Origin of the sequence: Spirosoma arboris, assembly GCF_009754945.1 — a bacterium.
GTDB classification, from domain to species: Bacteria; Bacteroidota; Bacteroidia; order Cytophagales; family Spirosomataceae; genus Spirosoma; species Spirosoma arboris.
Genome location: NZ_WPIN01000019.1, coordinates 142,823 through 156,719, shown reverse-complemented (window position 1 = coordinate 156,719; position 13,897 = coordinate 142,823). Strand labels below are relative to the sequence as shown.

The window sequence follows — 13,897 nt, the reverse complement described above, 5'->3', positions numbered from 1 at the left end:
GTAAATATGATGCGCATTTTTTTACGAAACATACTAAAATTGTAATAGTGGGTACTAAAAATAGGCACTATTAGCAATTATGTGACCAAATTAATATCTTTTTAATCTGAAATCGGATAATAATGGTGTACCCATGAGTTTGGGAGGTGTACCCCAGAAAGTACCCGCTCGTATGTTGCTGACCAATAAGTAAGTATGGGCTAAAACAAAAAAACCCGCTTTAAAGCGGGTTTTTGACCTAATAGAGAAGTATTCAAGTGCACTCGTAGGGATTCACAAGTGATTACAAAAATACTTTTTAGATTAAGCCTGACCGCTTATATACGGCAGGTGCACCCCAAATTGTTCCTCAGACCTAAAAAAATTAGGCTAGTGCCGGGTTAATCTCTTTCTTCATAAGATTAGTAGATGGATGATTCGACACTTCACGAGGAGCAATCCGGCTTTTCTTGGATACACCCTTAGACTTTCCCACTAGAACGTCAACTGTTCTCTGGAGGCCAGCAATCTGCTGGTTCTTGACGCGAATTTCCTCTTCAAAGAAATTTCTTAATTGGCCGATATCATCGGAGATTTTAAGAATTTCCTCCCTCTCTAATGACGACTCATTCGCTATTTTTTTGGATGATGCCTGAATATCTCCATAAAAATAGTGTACTGGCACTTCGAAATAATTTGCGATCTGGCCAAGCCTAACAGCTGAAATGCTATTGTTCTTAATCATAGCATCAAGGCCGTTGGCTGTCATTTTAAGATAGTCATATAGACTTTTCTTAGTCTTTCCCTTGTCAATAAGCAGTTGCTCAACTTTTTCTCCGAAATTATATTCCATTGAAAATCAGTGTTTAATGATTGTGACTAGAAAATTATTTGGATTTTTATTGAAACTTATTTTGAATTATTTCTAAAAGAATTTACTATTGCAATGTCAAAAATGTAAATAGCTCTTACAAAATAGGTAATCGGCTATTACAAAAGCAAACTTTATCATGTCTACGGTCCAGAATTTAACAGTTGGCAAAAACGAGTTGTGGACGGCCTACAAAGACGCTGGGCCGTTGAAACATTATCAAATCTTGCTTGAACTCAAAGAAGCTGGTCTGCATCGCCACTGGCTTGTGGTAGCCAGTAAGGAGGGCTATGACTTGCCTAATGCGAAGGGGAAACTGATTCAAATCTTTTTGAAACACATGCCGGAAACAGCACACTTGTTTGGCGTAACCCTTTAGACTGAATTATCCGATGAACGGTCAAATTTTTAATCCCAGTACCCTAGCCAGCGTACCTGCTCAACCTACTTGGCTCGACTCTCCCGTCTCCACGGGAGGAAACAGAATACTGGCCAAGTGCACGCAGAACTGGCCAAGCTGGGTGGGCGTCGAGACTTCGATAACGCGTTGCAGCCAGGTGGTCAAAAAGGGATACAGGTGCTTAAACTCGCCCGAGCGGGTCAACCGGATCAGCGACCGGGCCAGCAGCAGCTTAACCGTAGACAGGTTTTTGTAGCCACGGATCAGCCCCAGCTCAATCTGGAGAAGCCGCTCAAAGCTGGCTGCCTGCCGGAGGCCTTTAGGTCCCAGGCTGATAACGACAATTTGCTTATAGGCGCTGGCATAGCGACGGAGGTCATCGTTGTTCATAAGCTTGCCCGTTTACAAGAAACAGTGGACAAAACCTATGCCCTTACCCATTGGTCAGCAAGAATTATTGACAAGTTTATTGAACGGGGATAAGTCGAAGAAAAATTGATAAATGCCTGAATATATGATACTTAAAGCCTTTACATCCGGCACCTGAAAAGTCAACAATCCATTCTAAACCGTGCCTATTACCCCCCTTACTCCCGCCCAGCAGGAAGCTATCAAGCCGTGCATTCCCTAGTTTTCACCTAGATAAATAGCCACATGCAACCCCTTTATTTTTCCTCTGTAAACCTAGGTTCTGTTTCCCCAGGGGGAAACAGGAAACGGGTTAGGTTCACGCAGCACTGGCCCAGCTCCTGGCTGGACGAAGCCTCGAGTATGGTTTGCTGCCAATCGGGTAGTTGCGGCTGGAACGCCTTGTACCGGGCCGTACGGAGAAGCAAGGTTAGGGCGCGAATTAGCAGATTTTTTACCCTGGTAAGCCTCTTGTGGCCGCTGTACCCAGCTCGCTGGTCTATAAGGAGCAGGCCGAGACCCTTACCCTGGTGGCTAAAGCGGGGACCAAGGCCCAGGGTGATCAGCTGACCATAGGCCTTGGCAAAAGCTAGTAACTCATCGTCGCGCATGAGAGTACTCCAGGTGTGAAGCTGACCAAAAATAGCAACCCATGTTAATTTTTTCAACTCTATAACCCTATGTTAATACTATGTTAATCCCGTCTACGCCCTTAAAGGCCAGCCTACGGGCAGTCAAAGATCGTTCCGCTAACTTATCCTTAGGTGCTCATGCAGGCTCACTGGCTGTACATGGATCAAGCTCTGCAACATCGTCTTCAGCAAGTTTTGAACCAGCGTCGTGGCCTGGATGGTATGACCCCGCTCATTAACTGACTATGGATCATAGACTAATCTTCATCGGCAAAGCTGTTGTTCTACTGGATCGACTGGAACTCCTCGAGCCGGAGTTGGGCTGGCAGGTGATCACCTCCACGTATGTCACGATCAAAAAGCGGTATGACGAGTGGATCAACTTCTCTGACCCCGAGCAGGCCAGGGCGTATATCAAGGGTTTTTCGAAGGAACTAGCTCAGCAGTTTTTAGAACGCGCTCATCGCTGGCCATTTCCGGGACCTTTTGTGGCCGCACCGGCGGCTACTGCTTAAAAAAACAGCCCACCTTCAGGTGAGGGCGGGCTGTCAGATAGTTTTTTCACATGATAAATGCCGTTACCGGCACCACAGGCTGAAAGTATACAAAAAAAGTCATGGACATCGCAAGGGACTGCTTGGCCGACCTGCCCGCATTTGGTAGCTGGGCCTATAAGGAAACAGCCTGCCATCAAAGAAGGGCGGGCTGTCGATAATCTGATCTACATTAGTGCTGGCCAGGGGGCCATAGTACAAGTATACAAAAAAATAGCTTTCGCCGGGCATTATCGCCCTAAAAAACAATATCGCTCAGCAGACCCGTCTGTTCGAGTAACGAGCCTGACAGCAGCTTTTCAGCTGCCGAACGGGGGTGGCCCGCAATATGGGTATTAGGGATTAAGGGCCACTCATGGTGTGGATAGAAGCGGTGCTCCCAGGCCGCCTGTGTGCCTGGGAGCCTTTTGGCGGGATAGCTCAGGGGTAGAGCGCTGGTTTCATAAGCCAGAGGTCGCGGGTTCGAAGCCCGCTCCCGCTACAACCATATAGAAGCAGCCAAAAAGAGGCCGTCCGTGATAGGAGTGGGTTGGCTGAGCAAGGGGAAAGCTGACACGCAGCCGTTGAATCGGCAACAGGCCCGGGAGATAGCATCAAATCGGATAAGTCCTGGCAACCTTCATGGCCGAGTTACGCCGGTTGTGATTTGAAACGCTATGCCTTGCCACGGAACGGCCTGCCAAGATCGCCACCGGCCAGTTCACTGGTCCGTATTGAGGAATGGTGCACGAAGCGGAGCGTATGGTTTGGGGTGCGGCCATAGTTTGGGGCCGGGTGGGGGAAGTTCTGCCCAGCGGGTTCGATTCCCGCCATCCTGACAATACCGGAAGGCCCGGTAGATTGTAGAAATAAGGGTTAGGTGGGTTAATCCGGGGGCATTTGCTCCCGGATTCTTTGACCGAATTTTTAGAATGGAACGTATATCGAGTTCAAAACTGCCCCTGACCAGCCTCACTAAAGAGGCATGCCAAACCCTGTTTGCCCTGGCCTTTGGCTATGCTCCTCCCCTGGAGCGTCTGTACACGTTTTCGAATGGAGCCCTAACAATCCGCTTCGATGACAGAAGCATCTTTTTAGATCCCACTGGATTAGTGCTCGTCATGGATCAGGAAGACCGTGCTCTTTCTTTCAACGCCCGCAAACTGATCACCCAACTGGATGCCTATAACGTGGTATTCGGAGATGATTTTATAAGTAAACTTTTAAACTGATTGATCATGCATCCAACATCGACCACAGCGGTCTCCTCGACCGCCACTTCACCCCAAACGGCAACGGCCACCGCTCCGGCACCCGTTTCGCATACAGCGACCGCGCCGGCACCAGCGCCCGTTTCGCCCACGACCACCGCTCCGCATAGCACGACTGTCTCTCGGCCTCAGACGTATTCAATGGTGCAGTCAGTTCCTTCCTTTCAGCCAGATCAACAGGTTAGCGTTGCTCTGGCTGTTTTTTTGATGGCTGGAGCGTTCGGTCTAGCGATTGTCTATGCTTTGGTACGACGCTTTAGTCCAGTCAACTAATATGCTGAATCAAACTGAAGCTGAATTTATTGATTCGGTCGACTGGAAAAAAGACCCGGATACCGGCCGCACCTATGCCTGGTGGCAATTCAATGAACACACCGTGGTGGAGCTATCCTCGCATGCAGCGGGTGGGCATGTGTACATCGTCCAGCTTGGCTCTCAGGAGTACATAAATACGCGCAGTTACGAACAATTTCAGCGTGCCCTGGACGAGATCAACCAGATGACCCATGAGCAGATTAGCTCATACCTGGTCCCTTAATTTATTGGGTTCGGTAGCTCAAGGGTAGAGTAGCGGTCTTTAAAACCGTTGATCCAGGTTCGAATCCTGGCCAGACCACCACAGCACGACAGGACAGTGCTGGATGTATAAACTAAAAAATGATCATGCGAAAATCACTCGCCTGGTACTTCTATACCCCTCCGTAACTGGGTAGACGATCATATCGCCCCTGGATGCCCAAATCGAGTTGCAAATCGATCTGGCCTGACTTGCTACGCGCATCCCGTACCTGCTATACCCCCGAAAAAATTGGAATTCGGGTGTTGATCAGAAAAATTATGCCCTTTCCGACCTGCCTTTTTTTTGGGCCCGACTATGCAGTTATTCGGTTAGGGTAGCGTATATGTAAAAAGTTAATCGGTTAATCTGGGGTTTTCTAAAGTTGATCAACCTTGGTTAACAGGTTAACAAGTTAACTCGTTAGGGCACGAAAAAATTTTCGACGACTCCCCCCGTATTCGCGCCCAAAAACCTCACCAATTGTCTTACTGCGCACCTGGTAAGGTGCCACTAATCACCAACATCATGACCGCAATAACTGGAAACATTCCCCGTAAGCCCAATACCGGAACGCCCAAGTTTGAAGCTGATCCGATGAACTCCACGTTTCGATGGGAGATTTATTTAACCCAGGGCCAGCATGGCAATAAAGTGCCTATCCTAGATGGCTATTCGAAAGGCATGGGCTATGAGAATACCAGCCGGGTGGATCTGCTCTATAAAAAATTGATCAACCCGATTCTACCTTATCTCCATAAAAGTGACACGATTGTCATCTATCAACAAGACCCTGGCCTGCCCAAGCATTTACACCCCGTAGTCCTGGAGTTGTTACCGCGCCAATATTTTGCGTATGACTGGGTCGGACAAACCACACCCATTACTCATTTTCTGGATCGGTATTACAACGAGTTTATTTATAGTGGTACCATGCCACCTACCGAGGACCGGCGAAAAAACGCACGCCAGGCGTTCTATCATGCTGAGCTCGATCACACCCGGCATTCGTTCGCGTCCTTAGAAGAGTTACATAACTTTTGCTATCAGCCTAGTCGAATTGCTAAACACTCAGCAACGTGCATGGAGAAGTGGTATTACATCCATGCGCAGTATCAACCTGAACTCTTCGAAAACGGGCCACAGTTGGCTGATAACCTTCAACATGCCAAAGATATTGCCCCCAATAGTGATAGCGCCCAGGCAGCCCAAAACTCCCTACAGGCCTTATATAACCGTCACCCTTCTAGTCCTAAACGCAAATGACACCAGCCCAAGAAGTAGTTCTAAAAGCCTCCCAGCAGGCTGTTTACAAACGAATGGAAGGATTTAAAAATGGCGGTACGATCCCCTGCGAATACAGGCATTGCAGCTGCCCCTTTCGCCGACGAATCAGTATCACTACGTTCAGTACGATTGTCTATCCGGATTTTAAGAGCATCGAACTCGTCTGTCTGAATGGTGTGCAGCATTTTGCCAAACTAACCGGCTCTAAACTCTAACTAATCATGCTCCAGCTGAAACTCTACCCCGGTGAACTTATCGGCATGCTCAAATTCCTGCATCGGAACACCGCCGGCTATGAGCAGCTTCCGCTCGACTCGCAAGCCGTTAGCGTCCTGGTGATGGGCCAATACCTGGCCAAATGGACTCCGCAGCGCCTGGCCGTTTGGCAACAGCGCCGGACTGACAAGGAATACTCGCTATCGCTTCCCCTGCCCGTGGCGCTGGCGCTCTACAAGGACATGCAAACCGCTTTTCTGGGCCACCAGCAGCAATCATTCTTAGACAAACTTGACCATGCGATTATCAATTCTCCGAAACCGTACGCTGGTGTGGCCTTTTCGCTTCAGCTTTACTAACCTGCGGGCCGGCCTGATCCGGCTGCTAAAGAAAATGCTGCCGGGTCCCTGGACACTGTTGTTCCTAATTTCAGCTTTGTGGCTTCTGGCATTGCTTTATTCACTTGTCTAACCTGCATTGCGGTCTTCATTTCGCCGTATAATAAATACAGCATTTTTGATTTATAATGGCTTGATTATGATTAGGTAAATTAATTGGCTGCTCTTCTTGGCAAAATAGCCCGGTCTTTACGGATTACTATTTGCTGCTATGAGGGCTAACCCATTTCTAATTAAACACTCAAAAATGAAAACTCAAAACGTTTTACGCATCGGCCAACTGGCCAATACCCTGGAGGCCCAAGAGTTGAAACGACCTGATTTAGTGGCTGAACTGAAAGCCATTTTTATCGCTGAAACCGGCGAGAACCCCTGGGCGAAGCCCATTGAAGATATGAGCCAAGCTCATCTGGATAGCTTGAGGGATACTTACCTAGGAGAGTGCGATAACTTAGCCAATTTTCACACGTTCTGGCATAATTATTTGTCAACTGATCCCGAACCTGAGGAGATAAGCAAATTATTCCAGCAAATTAAGGAGTGGGGGTATGTTCTGGATGAGGTTTCAGAAACGATATAAGTTCACTTATAAGTGAACTTTTTATGACTAGATCTGGAAGTAGTAACTCGCCTTATCTGCTCAAGAATGAGGGTATGGATTTGAGTTTTTTACTGACCTTGGCCACGCATTCTGATGTAGAATTAGCCTATTTGACTACGCCCTGATGAAAGTAGCTGGACAGGCGGACATGAATGCATTAGCTGGAGAATCGACGAAAACACAAGTAGATGAGCCAGCTAGCTAAGTGAAACTTTTTTGCGTATAAACACGAACGGTCCACCTACGTAGGTGGACCGTTTGCTTACTATATGTTCACTTTACCTGTGCCCAGCGGGTTTAGCTTCTAATATGTAGTAGTAGTGAGCTATTTCAAGCAGGCTACATCAACTTGATGTGGCCTGCTTTTATTTGTGCCCAATGGGAGAAAGAGAATTGTTTTTAAGAATACAAACGCCTCATAAATAACGGGGTAACTTCCTTATATATAGCTATTTTCATTAATTTTAATGTAGGCCAGGAAGTTGGCTCCGTGGTAAAATTCATCTAACCCAACTTAAAAAATGTATGACCCGATCCGACTACCCAAACGAGTCCGAATCTTATGATCCGGAACTGGACCCCCCTCGGAAACTACCCGTCAATCCGAAAGTAAGACTCTCGGCCGTTCTGATTGTAATGTTCTTGTTTTTAGCCCTGTTCAAATTAGTTGATGGGCTGGCTTTGTCCTGGTGGTGGATTAGCCTGCCGCTCTGGCTCATACCCATTGGGTGGGGAAGAAACTATTTGATTGCCCCGTTTAGACGCGCTTTGCACGTTATGAAGAAGTAGGGGCGTTACGTCTCTATTAATTTACGTATAAACCCGAATGACCCCACTCCAGGGGCCGTTCGGGTTGTTTTTTTACCCCCTTTCCTGAATTTTTGAGGCTTCTAGTCGTCCTTTTTCGCCGGATAATAAATAAAGAATTATTCCCATTAAAGATTTGAGTATGAGTCAATAACTTCGAAATAGAACCCTAACCCTACTATGAATCACTATGACTATCCATCCATCCCAATTACCTACTAAATCAATGTCTATCTCGCCCGCTAAGTTAACTCCTGAACAAGGCCTACCCCGCTATGCACCTGACTGGTATGCTGAACCGCCGATCTTAATCTACGATGCCAAACGACCTGCCCGCCAAGAGCAACCTACCCGCTCTAAAGTAGGCCTGTCCACTGCGCTGATCAGCGCCTTTTTTGTTCTGGTATTATTCAAACAAACCCAGGTGCTGGATTGGAGTTGGTGGTGGGTGAGCCTGCCGCTCTGGCTGATGCCCGCTGGCTATGGGCTACTCATTATAGCTGTTATCCTAATTAGTCTGTGGCACGAGCTGAAACGGGCTCAGCGCCGGAGGAAATACAAATTATCTTAGCGAAGCGTCTTTTCGTTGACGTATAAACCCGAACGGCCCCAGCCAAGACTGACTGGGGCCGTTCGTTCTATTTATTTCGGCATCTACGATAATGGCTTCTCTCATAAGCCAGGCTTTCCTATAATTCCATTACTGGCTGGGCCTATTTTTTTACCACATCTGAATACGGCTCGTTCACATCGACGAAATAGATTAATGCTGAGCTTACACTATCCGAGAAAGGGTCCAGGTAAATTCTGGTCTTTTCTTCGCCAATGGGTCGAACTCGTTGGATTTTTTCAACATTGATCAGCTGCTCTGTATTGGTTATATTCACTCGAATGAAAGTTGCCATATTGCTAATTTATTTAGTTGATTTTCCGATTGCAACTCCTCGATACTTCAAATACACATACAATGTAGGCTTGGCAATACCCAACTGCCTGGCAATAACATTGGACGATAATTGGCCTTCCTTATAAAGACTCTCAGCAATCCGGGATTTATTCTCGGCTTCTTTGGATAGCCCTTTCTTTCGGCCCAGCTTCAGTGCGTTCCCGAATTATTTCCCGTTCGAACTAGGCTAAAATAGCGAAGATCCGGAATATGAATCTCCCCTGAACTGTAGTGGTGTCTATCGTATCATTCAGACTAATTAGGCCCACGCTCCTTCTTTCGAGCGTTGTTACTAGATCAACTAAATGGTCAAGTGACCTGCCCAGCCGGTCAAGCTTCCAGACTCCCACGGTATCGCCTTCGCGGATGTGCTCCAATAGTTTACTAAGTTCAGGTCTTCTGACCTTAGCACCACTAGCCTTCTCCTGGAATATTTTCTCGCAACAGCATCTATTGGATGGGTATTGTTGCGGTAACGGCTTATAGTGTCCGTTACTTCCGAGGTATGATGTTCGTGACAGGTGATTACCGAAATCGGCTAGAGAATTATCGCCAGTTTCTGTAAGATTATGAGCAATTACTCGAAGAGAAAGGCATCAAAAAGCCCGCCGACCAATGACCATCGAGCAAGCCGTACGTGATCAACTCAGGCAGGCCATACAAGATTAAAATCGATTGTTTGGGCAGAGGTTGGTTAATACCGATATGTCACTTACCGACAGAAGAATTTGCTTGTCATTAATTCGGGATGTCAACGATAAGGGTATGCACTTACGCACCATTTTAGGTGAACTAATTGCGGCTGAAATGATTCAGGCCTGGGCAAAAACTCAGCTAGTCTACCAGACCCGCCTTGACTGCTTCCCGACTCAGGCCCGTATACTGAGCAAAGTCATCGACGGACACGAACGAAACAACGGCCTTATGTTTAAACTGCGTAGCTGCGGCCATTTTGGCTAGTTTAATTTGTCGTAAGAGCGAGAACGCTTTGCAGGATTTATAGCCCATAATATTCTGAGCGTCTTTGGCCATCACACGCTCACGAGGATTGGTTTTGTTACTCATACAAAGGAGGTGTACCTAGTTACGGTAGAAAAGAAGTGATAAAAAGTGATACAATATACCAAAAAATACTATAAAGTTATTTAAGTAAATATACCTCTATGGGTGAGTATTACCTTCGACGAAACGAAAAAGGTAAATGACGCCCTTAGCTCACAGCACAGTATTACCTGAAAACTTTGGTAGTAGTACCCAAGCAGGTGAACAACCCCTTCCATCACCCCTTCTAATTGTTCCCCCCATTCCAATTTTAGCTAATACTAGCAACCAGGTATTACCGGTATTACCCATAGAGAGTACACCCTCCTCTGAACCGGTAAACCCGGTAAACAGTGGTAATATGGCCGGTTTACCGTCAACCGAAGCAGAAGGTATTACCGATGGTACCATAGCCAAGACGTTCAAATTGCCCATAGTGGTCATGCGTTCAATTGAACGGACAGTCGAAGAGCTTAATAAGGTAACACCGGGTAATACCACGCACAACTACGGAGTAAACCTACTCTCCAAGCACAAGGAATTGATGGCGATTTCCACAGCCTACAATGGGCTACTGGAAAAAATCGAAGAGTCCAATAGGACGATTTTACATCTTCAACAAGAAAGTGCCAATAAGACTCAGCAAATCCAAGTAATGGCGACACTGCTTGAGCAGGCCAAGTTACCCAAGGTCACACCGCCACCCACTCCCCAGCCCGAACCGGTAACACCTCCTACCGACGATGCCTGGCGACTACGCTTTCTGGACATTCAGCACAAATTGGAAAAGGCACTCGAAGCCCATGCGATTGATAAACGTGCCGCAGAGCCCTTGTATAGTCTCTTTAAAGTACTACCCGAGTTATTGGAGCAGCTCTATTTAGAAGCGGAACGAAATAGCTGGAATTCAGCCGCGTATTACTCCCAGTTTTTTCAGGAACTATTGGCTCCCTACCTGGCGACTAACTAATCACCTTTAATTATTTTTCAATGAAACGATTTCTTGCCCTCGTTGAAACCGACGACGACTTTGGCCCAACAAAAGAGGCCAATGTCGCTTTGACAGGTATTCAGCTAATTCCCCAGATCATAGCGGATACCTTCATTCATGACTGGAATGAAGGTGTTCTCGCAAAAAAACAGTGGGACCAGTTTTGCGAAAACCTGTTTCAGATTCTGACCAAATCGGAGCTGATTGACGAAACCGGATTACACGTTTCCGAATATACACCAGGCAGTATCTGCCGGTTCCTACTAGCCAACAAACAAATATTTCCCGAAGATTTTCGGGATAGTATGTTAGGCCTGACGGTCATGCAAGCAGTCAAAACGGGCGCTAAGACCATCAAGAAAGGAAAGGATATTGTCATTAATTGGGAAGACATTACCGCCCATGCTGGCCCCATGACCGAAGCGGTACTGCATCAGATGCTTAAAACGCCCGAACGTTCGGCCATTATGATGCCCGTCATTCGGCAATATTTCCCCGTTGCCACGGAGTCAACGGCTTCGGAAAGCTCCCCTACTAGCACTGCTCAATAAGTTATATGAATCCACTTGCTCAATTGGTCGAAAATCGGTCCGGTTCTGCCTTGTCGGAGGTGCTTACCGAAGCTCCCCGCTTGGTGGAGTCGGTGGCCGAAGCGCTTCCTGAAACACCCGTATTCAGTCTGCCTAATTTGTTTGGACCAAAACCGGCAACGGTCCCCTCCTCAACCATTGATCCCGAGTTGGAAGAGGAACCTTATATTCCCCTGACGGCTGAAGAGATCAAAACGAAAGCGGAGTCCAAAGCCGAAATGTGGGGAGCCATTATTGCGCTGTGTTTTGGCTTCATTCATCGGTACACCGCCTATAAAAAACTCAGGGAAGGGGATAAGCAGTTAGTCCGTGAGTATGAACAGTATGTGACGCTGACGAAGGAAATTCCGGCTTACAGTAATGACCATCCCTATTTCGCGGCTCGTGAACGCTGGAATGATTTTGAAGAAGCCCTGGCCGAAGCCGACGAAGAAGCCAGGCTCAGCGATGCGCAGCTCACGTTGCTAAGAAAGTCTATTGAAGCCGATCTAAAGGCCAAAAACAAACGGGGAACCCTCAAAACGGGCAGTATTACCGAAACGTTAGCCGAGATCATGATTATCAAGGCAATGGCTCCCCTGATGCAGGTAGGTATGATGACCGTAAATAAGATGGTAGACAAAACAATGCGCTAAAATGTACGCTGGTAATACCACCCCTCACGACTACATGAATTCTCTATCCAATCGACGCATTGATGCCGTCAGCGTTTGCGTCAACTATGGCGACTTTCTGGTTCAAACCCTTGCCCATAATCGGCATTTATTTGATCGGTACATTGTCGTTACCAGTAAAGCCGACCAGTTTACCAAGCAGGTCTGCGCGTATTACCGAGTAGAGTGCATTCAGACTGATTGCTTTTATGACGATGGGGCAACGTTCAACAAAGCCCGTGGTATCAATGTCGGATTGGCAGCACTGGGGCAAACGGATTGGGTGGTGCACCTGGATTCAGACATTTATCTGCCACCGTGGACGCGAACGATTCTAGAGCTGGCTCATTTGGACTCTGAAAGCATCTACGGCATTGATCGATTGATGTGTCATAGCTACCGGGATTGGGTCAACTATCTGGCTAAGCCCGTGGCTATGCACGAACTGTATTATTTGGTACAAGCCCGCGCCTTTCCGATGGGGAGCCGGGTGGCTCACTACAATCAGCCGGATGGTTGGTTTCCGATTGGCTTCTTTCAGCTCTGGAATCCATCGGAATCGGGGGTAACGCGCTACCCCGAAAATAGCCACGGTGCGGACCATACGGACGTTGTTTTCGCCAAAGCCTTCCCCATTGGCAAACGGCATCTTATACCGGAATTCTACGGGATTCATCTGGATAGCGAACGGGCCGAAATGGGCGTCAATTGGCAGGGTAGGAATACCAAACCCTTTTGCTTAGAACCCTCCCGTCTATGAGTAAGATTCTCCTTCCAGAACTGCAAAATAAGAAACGAGCGTCGTCTATTTTTTTGGCTGTAGGCGCCAAGAAAACGGGTAAAACGCAGGGCAGTATCAATATTCAAGTGGAAATGTTCAAACGCCAAGGTAAACCCGTTCTGGTGTTTGATGTGGGTTGCCAGTCTGAATATGACGACTATATTGGCATTGCTATCGATGACATCAGCCGGTTCAATCGACTAGCCAGTAAAGAGCCGTATCCTTTCTTTGTTTGCCGGGAATGTGAAGACATCGACCTGTTTTTTACGCTGGTCAATCAATGGGTGAAAAATTCATTTGTGGTATTTGAGGATGCCACTTCGTACATGGCCGGAAATCTCTCGGAACCCGTGCGCAAGTTGATTCTCAACAGTCGAAATCTATGCAATGATTACCTGTTTAATCTGCATAGCCTGGCTGAACCAGCGCCGTTTCTGTTTCGCCATTCGGAGTATATCATCTTACGCAAAACGTCAGATATAAAACTACCGGTTAAAGTGCCGGTGCCCCATAAAATTGAGCGGGCAATGGCTGAAATAAAAGCTGAAAATGCCCGGCTTTATCCCCTGCCGGAACAACCTAAATTAGCTTTTCGCGTGATTGATATAACCTCCGCCGATTGAGTATGGACGACCTTTTTTTAGCTGGCTTACTACTAGGATTCGTCACAGGTATCTTAACTGTGCTCGCCATTGGTTATATCTGTTTTCGATACATGAAGTGAGCAATGGCAAAGAAAAGGAGTATCGACTACTATAAAGAGCCAAACCTGTCCACCTTGTCCTTATCGACGCTGTACCGAATTCGAAAGGCCGAAAAGGAAAGTGAGGGGACATTTTATTGGTATTTCTGGCCCTGCAATATCAAAGCTGTACTGAAACGGTGTATTTCCGCCAAACTAAACGAAAAGCGGATTCGTGAACGCAACCAATGAAC

Annotated in this window: 24 protein-coding genes and 1 tRNA gene; 20 read left to right on the top strand and 5 right to left on the bottom strand. The window is 47.1% G+C overall.

Annotated elements, in window-relative coordinates; all coding sequences use genetic code 11:
* Positions 1-364 precede the first annotated feature (364 nt).
* Positions 365-832 carry a hypothetical protein gene (locus GO755_RS33665; RefSeq protein WP_157589835.1) on the bottom strand — a complete coding sequence of 156 codons (468 nt, stop codon included), beginning with the start codon at positions 830-832 and terminating at the stop codon, positions 365-367.
* A gap of 157 nt (positions 833-989) precedes the next feature.
* Between GO755_RS33665 and GO755_RS33660 the strand changes: the two genes are divergently transcribed.
* Both GO755_RS33660 and GO755_RS33655 read left to right on the top strand, forming a co-directional pair.
* Positions 990-1,229, top strand: coding sequence for a hypothetical protein (locus tag GO755_RS33660; protein WP_157589834.1), 240 nt, complete (start codon positions 990-992; stop codon positions 1,227-1,229).
* Positions 1,230-1,298: 69 nt separating this feature from the next.
* Positions 1,299-1,733, top strand: a complete 435-nt coding sequence (locus GO755_RS33655) for a hypothetical protein (protein ID WP_157589833.1) — start codon at positions 1,299-1,301, stop codon at positions 1,731-1,733.
* Between the two features lie 182 nt (positions 1,734-1,915).
* On the opposite strand, the gene GO755_RS33650 is transcribed toward GO755_RS33655, so the two are convergent.
* Positions 1,916-2,326: a hypothetical protein gene (locus GO755_RS33650; RefSeq protein ID WP_157589832.1), complete on the bottom strand. Its 411-nt coding sequence runs from the start codon at positions 2,324-2,326 to the stop codon at positions 1,916-1,918.
* A 209-nt stretch (positions 2,327-2,535) separates the two neighbouring features.
* Here GO755_RS33650 and GO755_RS33645 point away from each other — a divergent pair, with 209 nt between their 5' ends.
* The 12 genes from GO755_RS33645 to GO755_RS33595 all read left to right on the top strand — a co-directional run bounded on the left by GO755_RS33645 (position 2,536) and on the right by GO755_RS33595 (position 8,530).
* The gene (locus GO755_RS33645; protein ID WP_157589831.1) at positions 2,536-2,805 is read left to right on the top strand and encodes a hypothetical protein; all 270 of its coding nucleotides are present in this window, start codon (positions 2,536-2,538) and stop codon (positions 2,803-2,805) included.
* Positions 2,806-3,253: 448 nt separating this feature from the next.
* Positions 3,254-3,325: transfer RNA gene (locus GO755_RS33640), tRNA-Met, on the top strand.
* A 430-nt stretch (positions 3,326-3,755) separates the two neighbouring features.
* A complete protein-coding gene (locus GO755_RS33635; RefSeq protein ID WP_157589830.1) occupies positions 3,756-4,055 on the top strand; it encodes a hypothetical protein in 300 nt (99 codons plus the stop codon).
* A 6-nt stretch (positions 4,056-4,061) separates the two neighbouring features.
* Positions 4,062-4,367 carry a hypothetical protein gene (locus GO755_RS33630; protein ID WP_157589829.1) on the top strand — a complete coding sequence of 102 codons (306 nt, stop codon included), beginning with the start codon at positions 4,062-4,064 and terminating at the stop codon, positions 4,365-4,367.
* Between the two features lies 1 nt (position 4,368).
* On the top strand, positions 4,369-4,632 hold the full coding sequence (locus GO755_RS33625; protein ID WP_157589828.1) for a hypothetical protein: 264 nt from the start codon (positions 4,369-4,371) through the stop codon (positions 4,630-4,632).
* A gap of 546 nt (positions 4,633-5,178) precedes the next feature.
* A complete protein-coding gene (locus tag GO755_RS33620) occupies positions 5,179-5,916 on the top strand; it encodes a hypothetical protein (RefSeq protein ID WP_157589827.1) in 738 nt (245 codons plus the stop codon).
* Positions 5,913-6,152 carry a hypothetical protein gene (locus GO755_RS33615; RefSeq protein WP_157589826.1) on the top strand — a complete coding sequence of 80 codons (240 nt, stop codon included), beginning with the start codon at positions 5,913-5,915 and terminating at the stop codon, positions 6,150-6,152. The genes GO755_RS33620 and GO755_RS33615 overlap by 4 nt, the downstream gene beginning before the upstream one ends.
* A gap of 6 nt (positions 6,153-6,158) precedes the next feature.
* Positions 6,159-6,512 (top strand): hypothetical protein, encoded by a 354-nt coding sequence (locus GO755_RS33610; protein ID WP_157589825.1) that lies wholly within the window; start codon positions 6,159-6,161, stop codon positions 6,510-6,512.
* A gap of 286 nt (positions 6,513-6,798) precedes the next feature.
* Complete coding sequence (locus GO755_RS33605) at positions 6,799-7,131, top strand: hypothetical protein (RefSeq protein WP_157589824.1); 333 nt, start codon at positions 6,799-6,801, stop codon at positions 7,129-7,131.
* Between the two features lie 23 nt (positions 7,132-7,154).
* Complete coding sequence (locus tag GO755_RS41930; protein ID WP_262887039.1) at positions 7,155-7,277, top strand: hypothetical protein; 123 nt, start codon at positions 7,155-7,157, stop codon at positions 7,275-7,277.
* Between the two features lie 400 nt (positions 7,278-7,677).
* Positions 7,678-7,941, top strand: a complete 264-nt coding sequence (locus GO755_RS33600; protein WP_157589823.1) for a hypothetical protein — start codon at positions 7,678-7,680, stop codon at positions 7,939-7,941.
* 208 nt (positions 7,942-8,149) lie between these two features.
* Positions 8,150-8,530, top strand: a complete 381-nt coding sequence (locus GO755_RS33595) for a hypothetical protein (protein ID WP_157589822.1) — start codon at positions 8,150-8,152, stop codon at positions 8,528-8,530.
* 142 nt (positions 8,531-8,672) lie between these two features.
* Here GO755_RS33595 and GO755_RS33590 read toward each other — a convergent pair whose 3' ends face one another.
* The 3 genes from GO755_RS33590 to GO755_RS33580 all read right to left on the bottom strand — a co-directional run bounded on the left by GO755_RS33590 (position 8,673) and on the right by GO755_RS33580 (position 9,970).
* The gene (locus tag GO755_RS33590) at positions 8,673-8,864 is read right to left on the bottom strand and encodes a hypothetical protein (protein WP_157589821.1); all 192 of its coding nucleotides are present in this window, start codon (positions 8,862-8,864) and stop codon (positions 8,673-8,675) included.
* 223 nt (positions 8,865-9,087) lie between these two features.
* The gene (locus GO755_RS41645) at positions 9,088-9,339 is read right to left on the bottom strand and encodes a recombinase family protein (protein WP_317166012.1); all 252 of its coding nucleotides are present in this window, start codon (positions 9,337-9,339) and stop codon (positions 9,088-9,090) included.
* Positions 9,340-9,739: 400 nt separating this feature from the next.
* A complete protein-coding gene (locus GO755_RS33580; protein WP_157589820.1) occupies positions 9,740-9,970 on the bottom strand; it encodes a hypothetical protein in 231 nt (76 codons plus the stop codon).
* Positions 9,971-10,106: 136 nt separating this feature from the next.
* Between GO755_RS33580 and GO755_RS33575 the strand changes: the two genes are divergently transcribed.
* From GO755_RS33575 to GO755_RS33550, 6 genes are all read left to right on the top strand, one after another.
* Entirely contained in the window at positions 10,107-10,916 is an 810-nt protein-coding gene (locus GO755_RS33575; RefSeq protein WP_157589819.1) for a hypothetical protein, read from the top strand.
* A 20-nt stretch (positions 10,917-10,936) separates the two neighbouring features.
* Positions 10,937-11,488 carry a hypothetical protein gene (locus GO755_RS33570; protein ID WP_157589818.1) on the top strand — a complete coding sequence of 184 codons (552 nt, stop codon included), beginning with the start codon at positions 10,937-10,939 and terminating at the stop codon, positions 11,486-11,488.
* Positions 11,489-11,493: 5 nt separating this feature from the next.
* A complete protein-coding gene (locus GO755_RS33565; RefSeq protein WP_157589817.1) occupies positions 11,494-12,162 on the top strand; it encodes a hypothetical protein in 669 nt (222 codons plus the stop codon).
* A 34-nt stretch (positions 12,163-12,196) separates the two neighbouring features.
* A complete protein-coding gene (locus tag GO755_RS33560; protein WP_157589816.1) occupies positions 12,197-12,940 on the top strand; it encodes a hypothetical protein in 744 nt (247 codons plus the stop codon).
* Positions 12,937-13,584 carry a hypothetical protein gene (locus GO755_RS33555; protein ID WP_157589815.1) on the top strand — a complete coding sequence of 216 codons (648 nt, stop codon included), beginning with the start codon at positions 12,937-12,939 and terminating at the stop codon, positions 13,582-13,584. Before GO755_RS33560 ends, GO755_RS33555 begins: the two co-directional genes overlap by 4 nt.
* A 104-nt stretch (positions 13,585-13,688) precedes the next feature.
* A complete protein-coding gene (locus GO755_RS33550) occupies positions 13,689-13,895 on the top strand; it encodes a hypothetical protein (protein ID WP_157589814.1) in 207 nt (68 codons plus the stop codon).
* Positions 13,896-13,897: the final 2 nt, after the last annotated feature.

Coding starts and splice junctions, on each gene's coding strand:
- GO755_RS33665 (WP_157589835.1), bottom strand. CDS start 832: ATGGAATATAATTTCGGAGAAAAAGTTGAGCAACTGCTTATTGACAAG.
- GO755_RS33660 (WP_157589834.1), top strand. CDS start 990: ATGTCTACGGTCCAGAATTTAACAGTTGGCAAAAACGAGTTGTGGACG.
- GO755_RS33645 (WP_157589831.1), top strand. CDS start 2,536: ATGGATCATAGACTAATCTTCATCGGCAAAGCTGTTGTTCTACTGGAT.
- GO755_RS33635 (WP_157589830.1), top strand. CDS start 3,756: ATGGAACGTATATCGAGTTCAAAACTGCCCCTGACCAGCCTCACTAAA.
- GO755_RS33630 (WP_157589829.1), top strand. CDS start 4,062: ATGCATCCAACATCGACCACAGCGGTCTCCTCGACCGCCACTTCACCC.
- GO755_RS33625 (WP_157589828.1), top strand. CDS start 4,369: ATGCTGAATCAAACTGAAGCTGAATTTATTGATTCGGTCGACTGGAAA.
- GO755_RS33620 (WP_157589827.1), top strand. CDS start 5,179: ATGACCGCAATAACTGGAAACATTCCCCGTAAGCCCAATACCGGAACG.
- GO755_RS33615 (WP_157589826.1), top strand. CDS start 5,913: ATGACACCAGCCCAAGAAGTAGTTCTAAAAGCCTCCCAGCAGGCTGTT.
- GO755_RS33610 (WP_157589825.1), top strand. CDS start 6,159: ATGCTCCAGCTGAAACTCTACCCCGGTGAACTTATCGGCATGCTCAAA.
- GO755_RS33605 (WP_157589824.1), top strand. CDS start 6,799: ATGAAAACTCAAAACGTTTTACGCATCGGCCAACTGGCCAATACCCTG.
- GO755_RS41930 (WP_262887039.1), top strand. CDS start 7,155: ATGACTAGATCTGGAAGTAGTAACTCGCCTTATCTGCTCAAGAATGAG.
- GO755_RS33600 (WP_157589823.1), top strand. CDS start 7,678: ATGACCCGATCCGACTACCCAAACGAGTCCGAATCTTATGATCCGGAA.
- GO755_RS33595 (WP_157589822.1), top strand. CDS start 8,150: ATGACTATCCATCCATCCCAATTACCTACTAAATCAATGTCTATCTCG.
- GO755_RS33590 (WP_157589821.1), bottom strand. CDS start 8,864: ATGGCAACTTTCATTCGAGTGAATATAACCAATACAGAGCAGCTGATC.
- GO755_RS33580 (WP_157589820.1), bottom strand. CDS start 9,970: ATGAGTAACAAAACCAATCCTCGTGAGCGTGTGATGGCCAAAGACGCT.
- GO755_RS33575 (WP_157589819.1), top strand. CDS start 10,107: ATGACGCCCTTAGCTCACAGCACAGTATTACCTGAAAACTTTGGTAGT.
- GO755_RS33570 (WP_157589818.1), top strand. CDS start 10,937: ATGAAACGATTTCTTGCCCTCGTTGAAACCGACGACGACTTTGGCCCA.
- GO755_RS33565 (WP_157589817.1), top strand. CDS start 11,494: ATGAATCCACTTGCTCAATTGGTCGAAAATCGGTCCGGTTCTGCCTTG.
- GO755_RS33560 (WP_157589816.1), top strand. CDS start 12,197: ATGAATTCTCTATCCAATCGACGCATTGATGCCGTCAGCGTTTGCGTC.
- GO755_RS33555 (WP_157589815.1), top strand. CDS start 12,937: ATGAGTAAGATTCTCCTTCCAGAACTGCAAAATAAGAAACGAGCGTCG.
- GO755_RS33550 (WP_157589814.1), top strand. CDS start 13,689: ATGGCAAAGAAAAGGAGTATCGACTACTATAAAGAGCCAAACCTGTCC.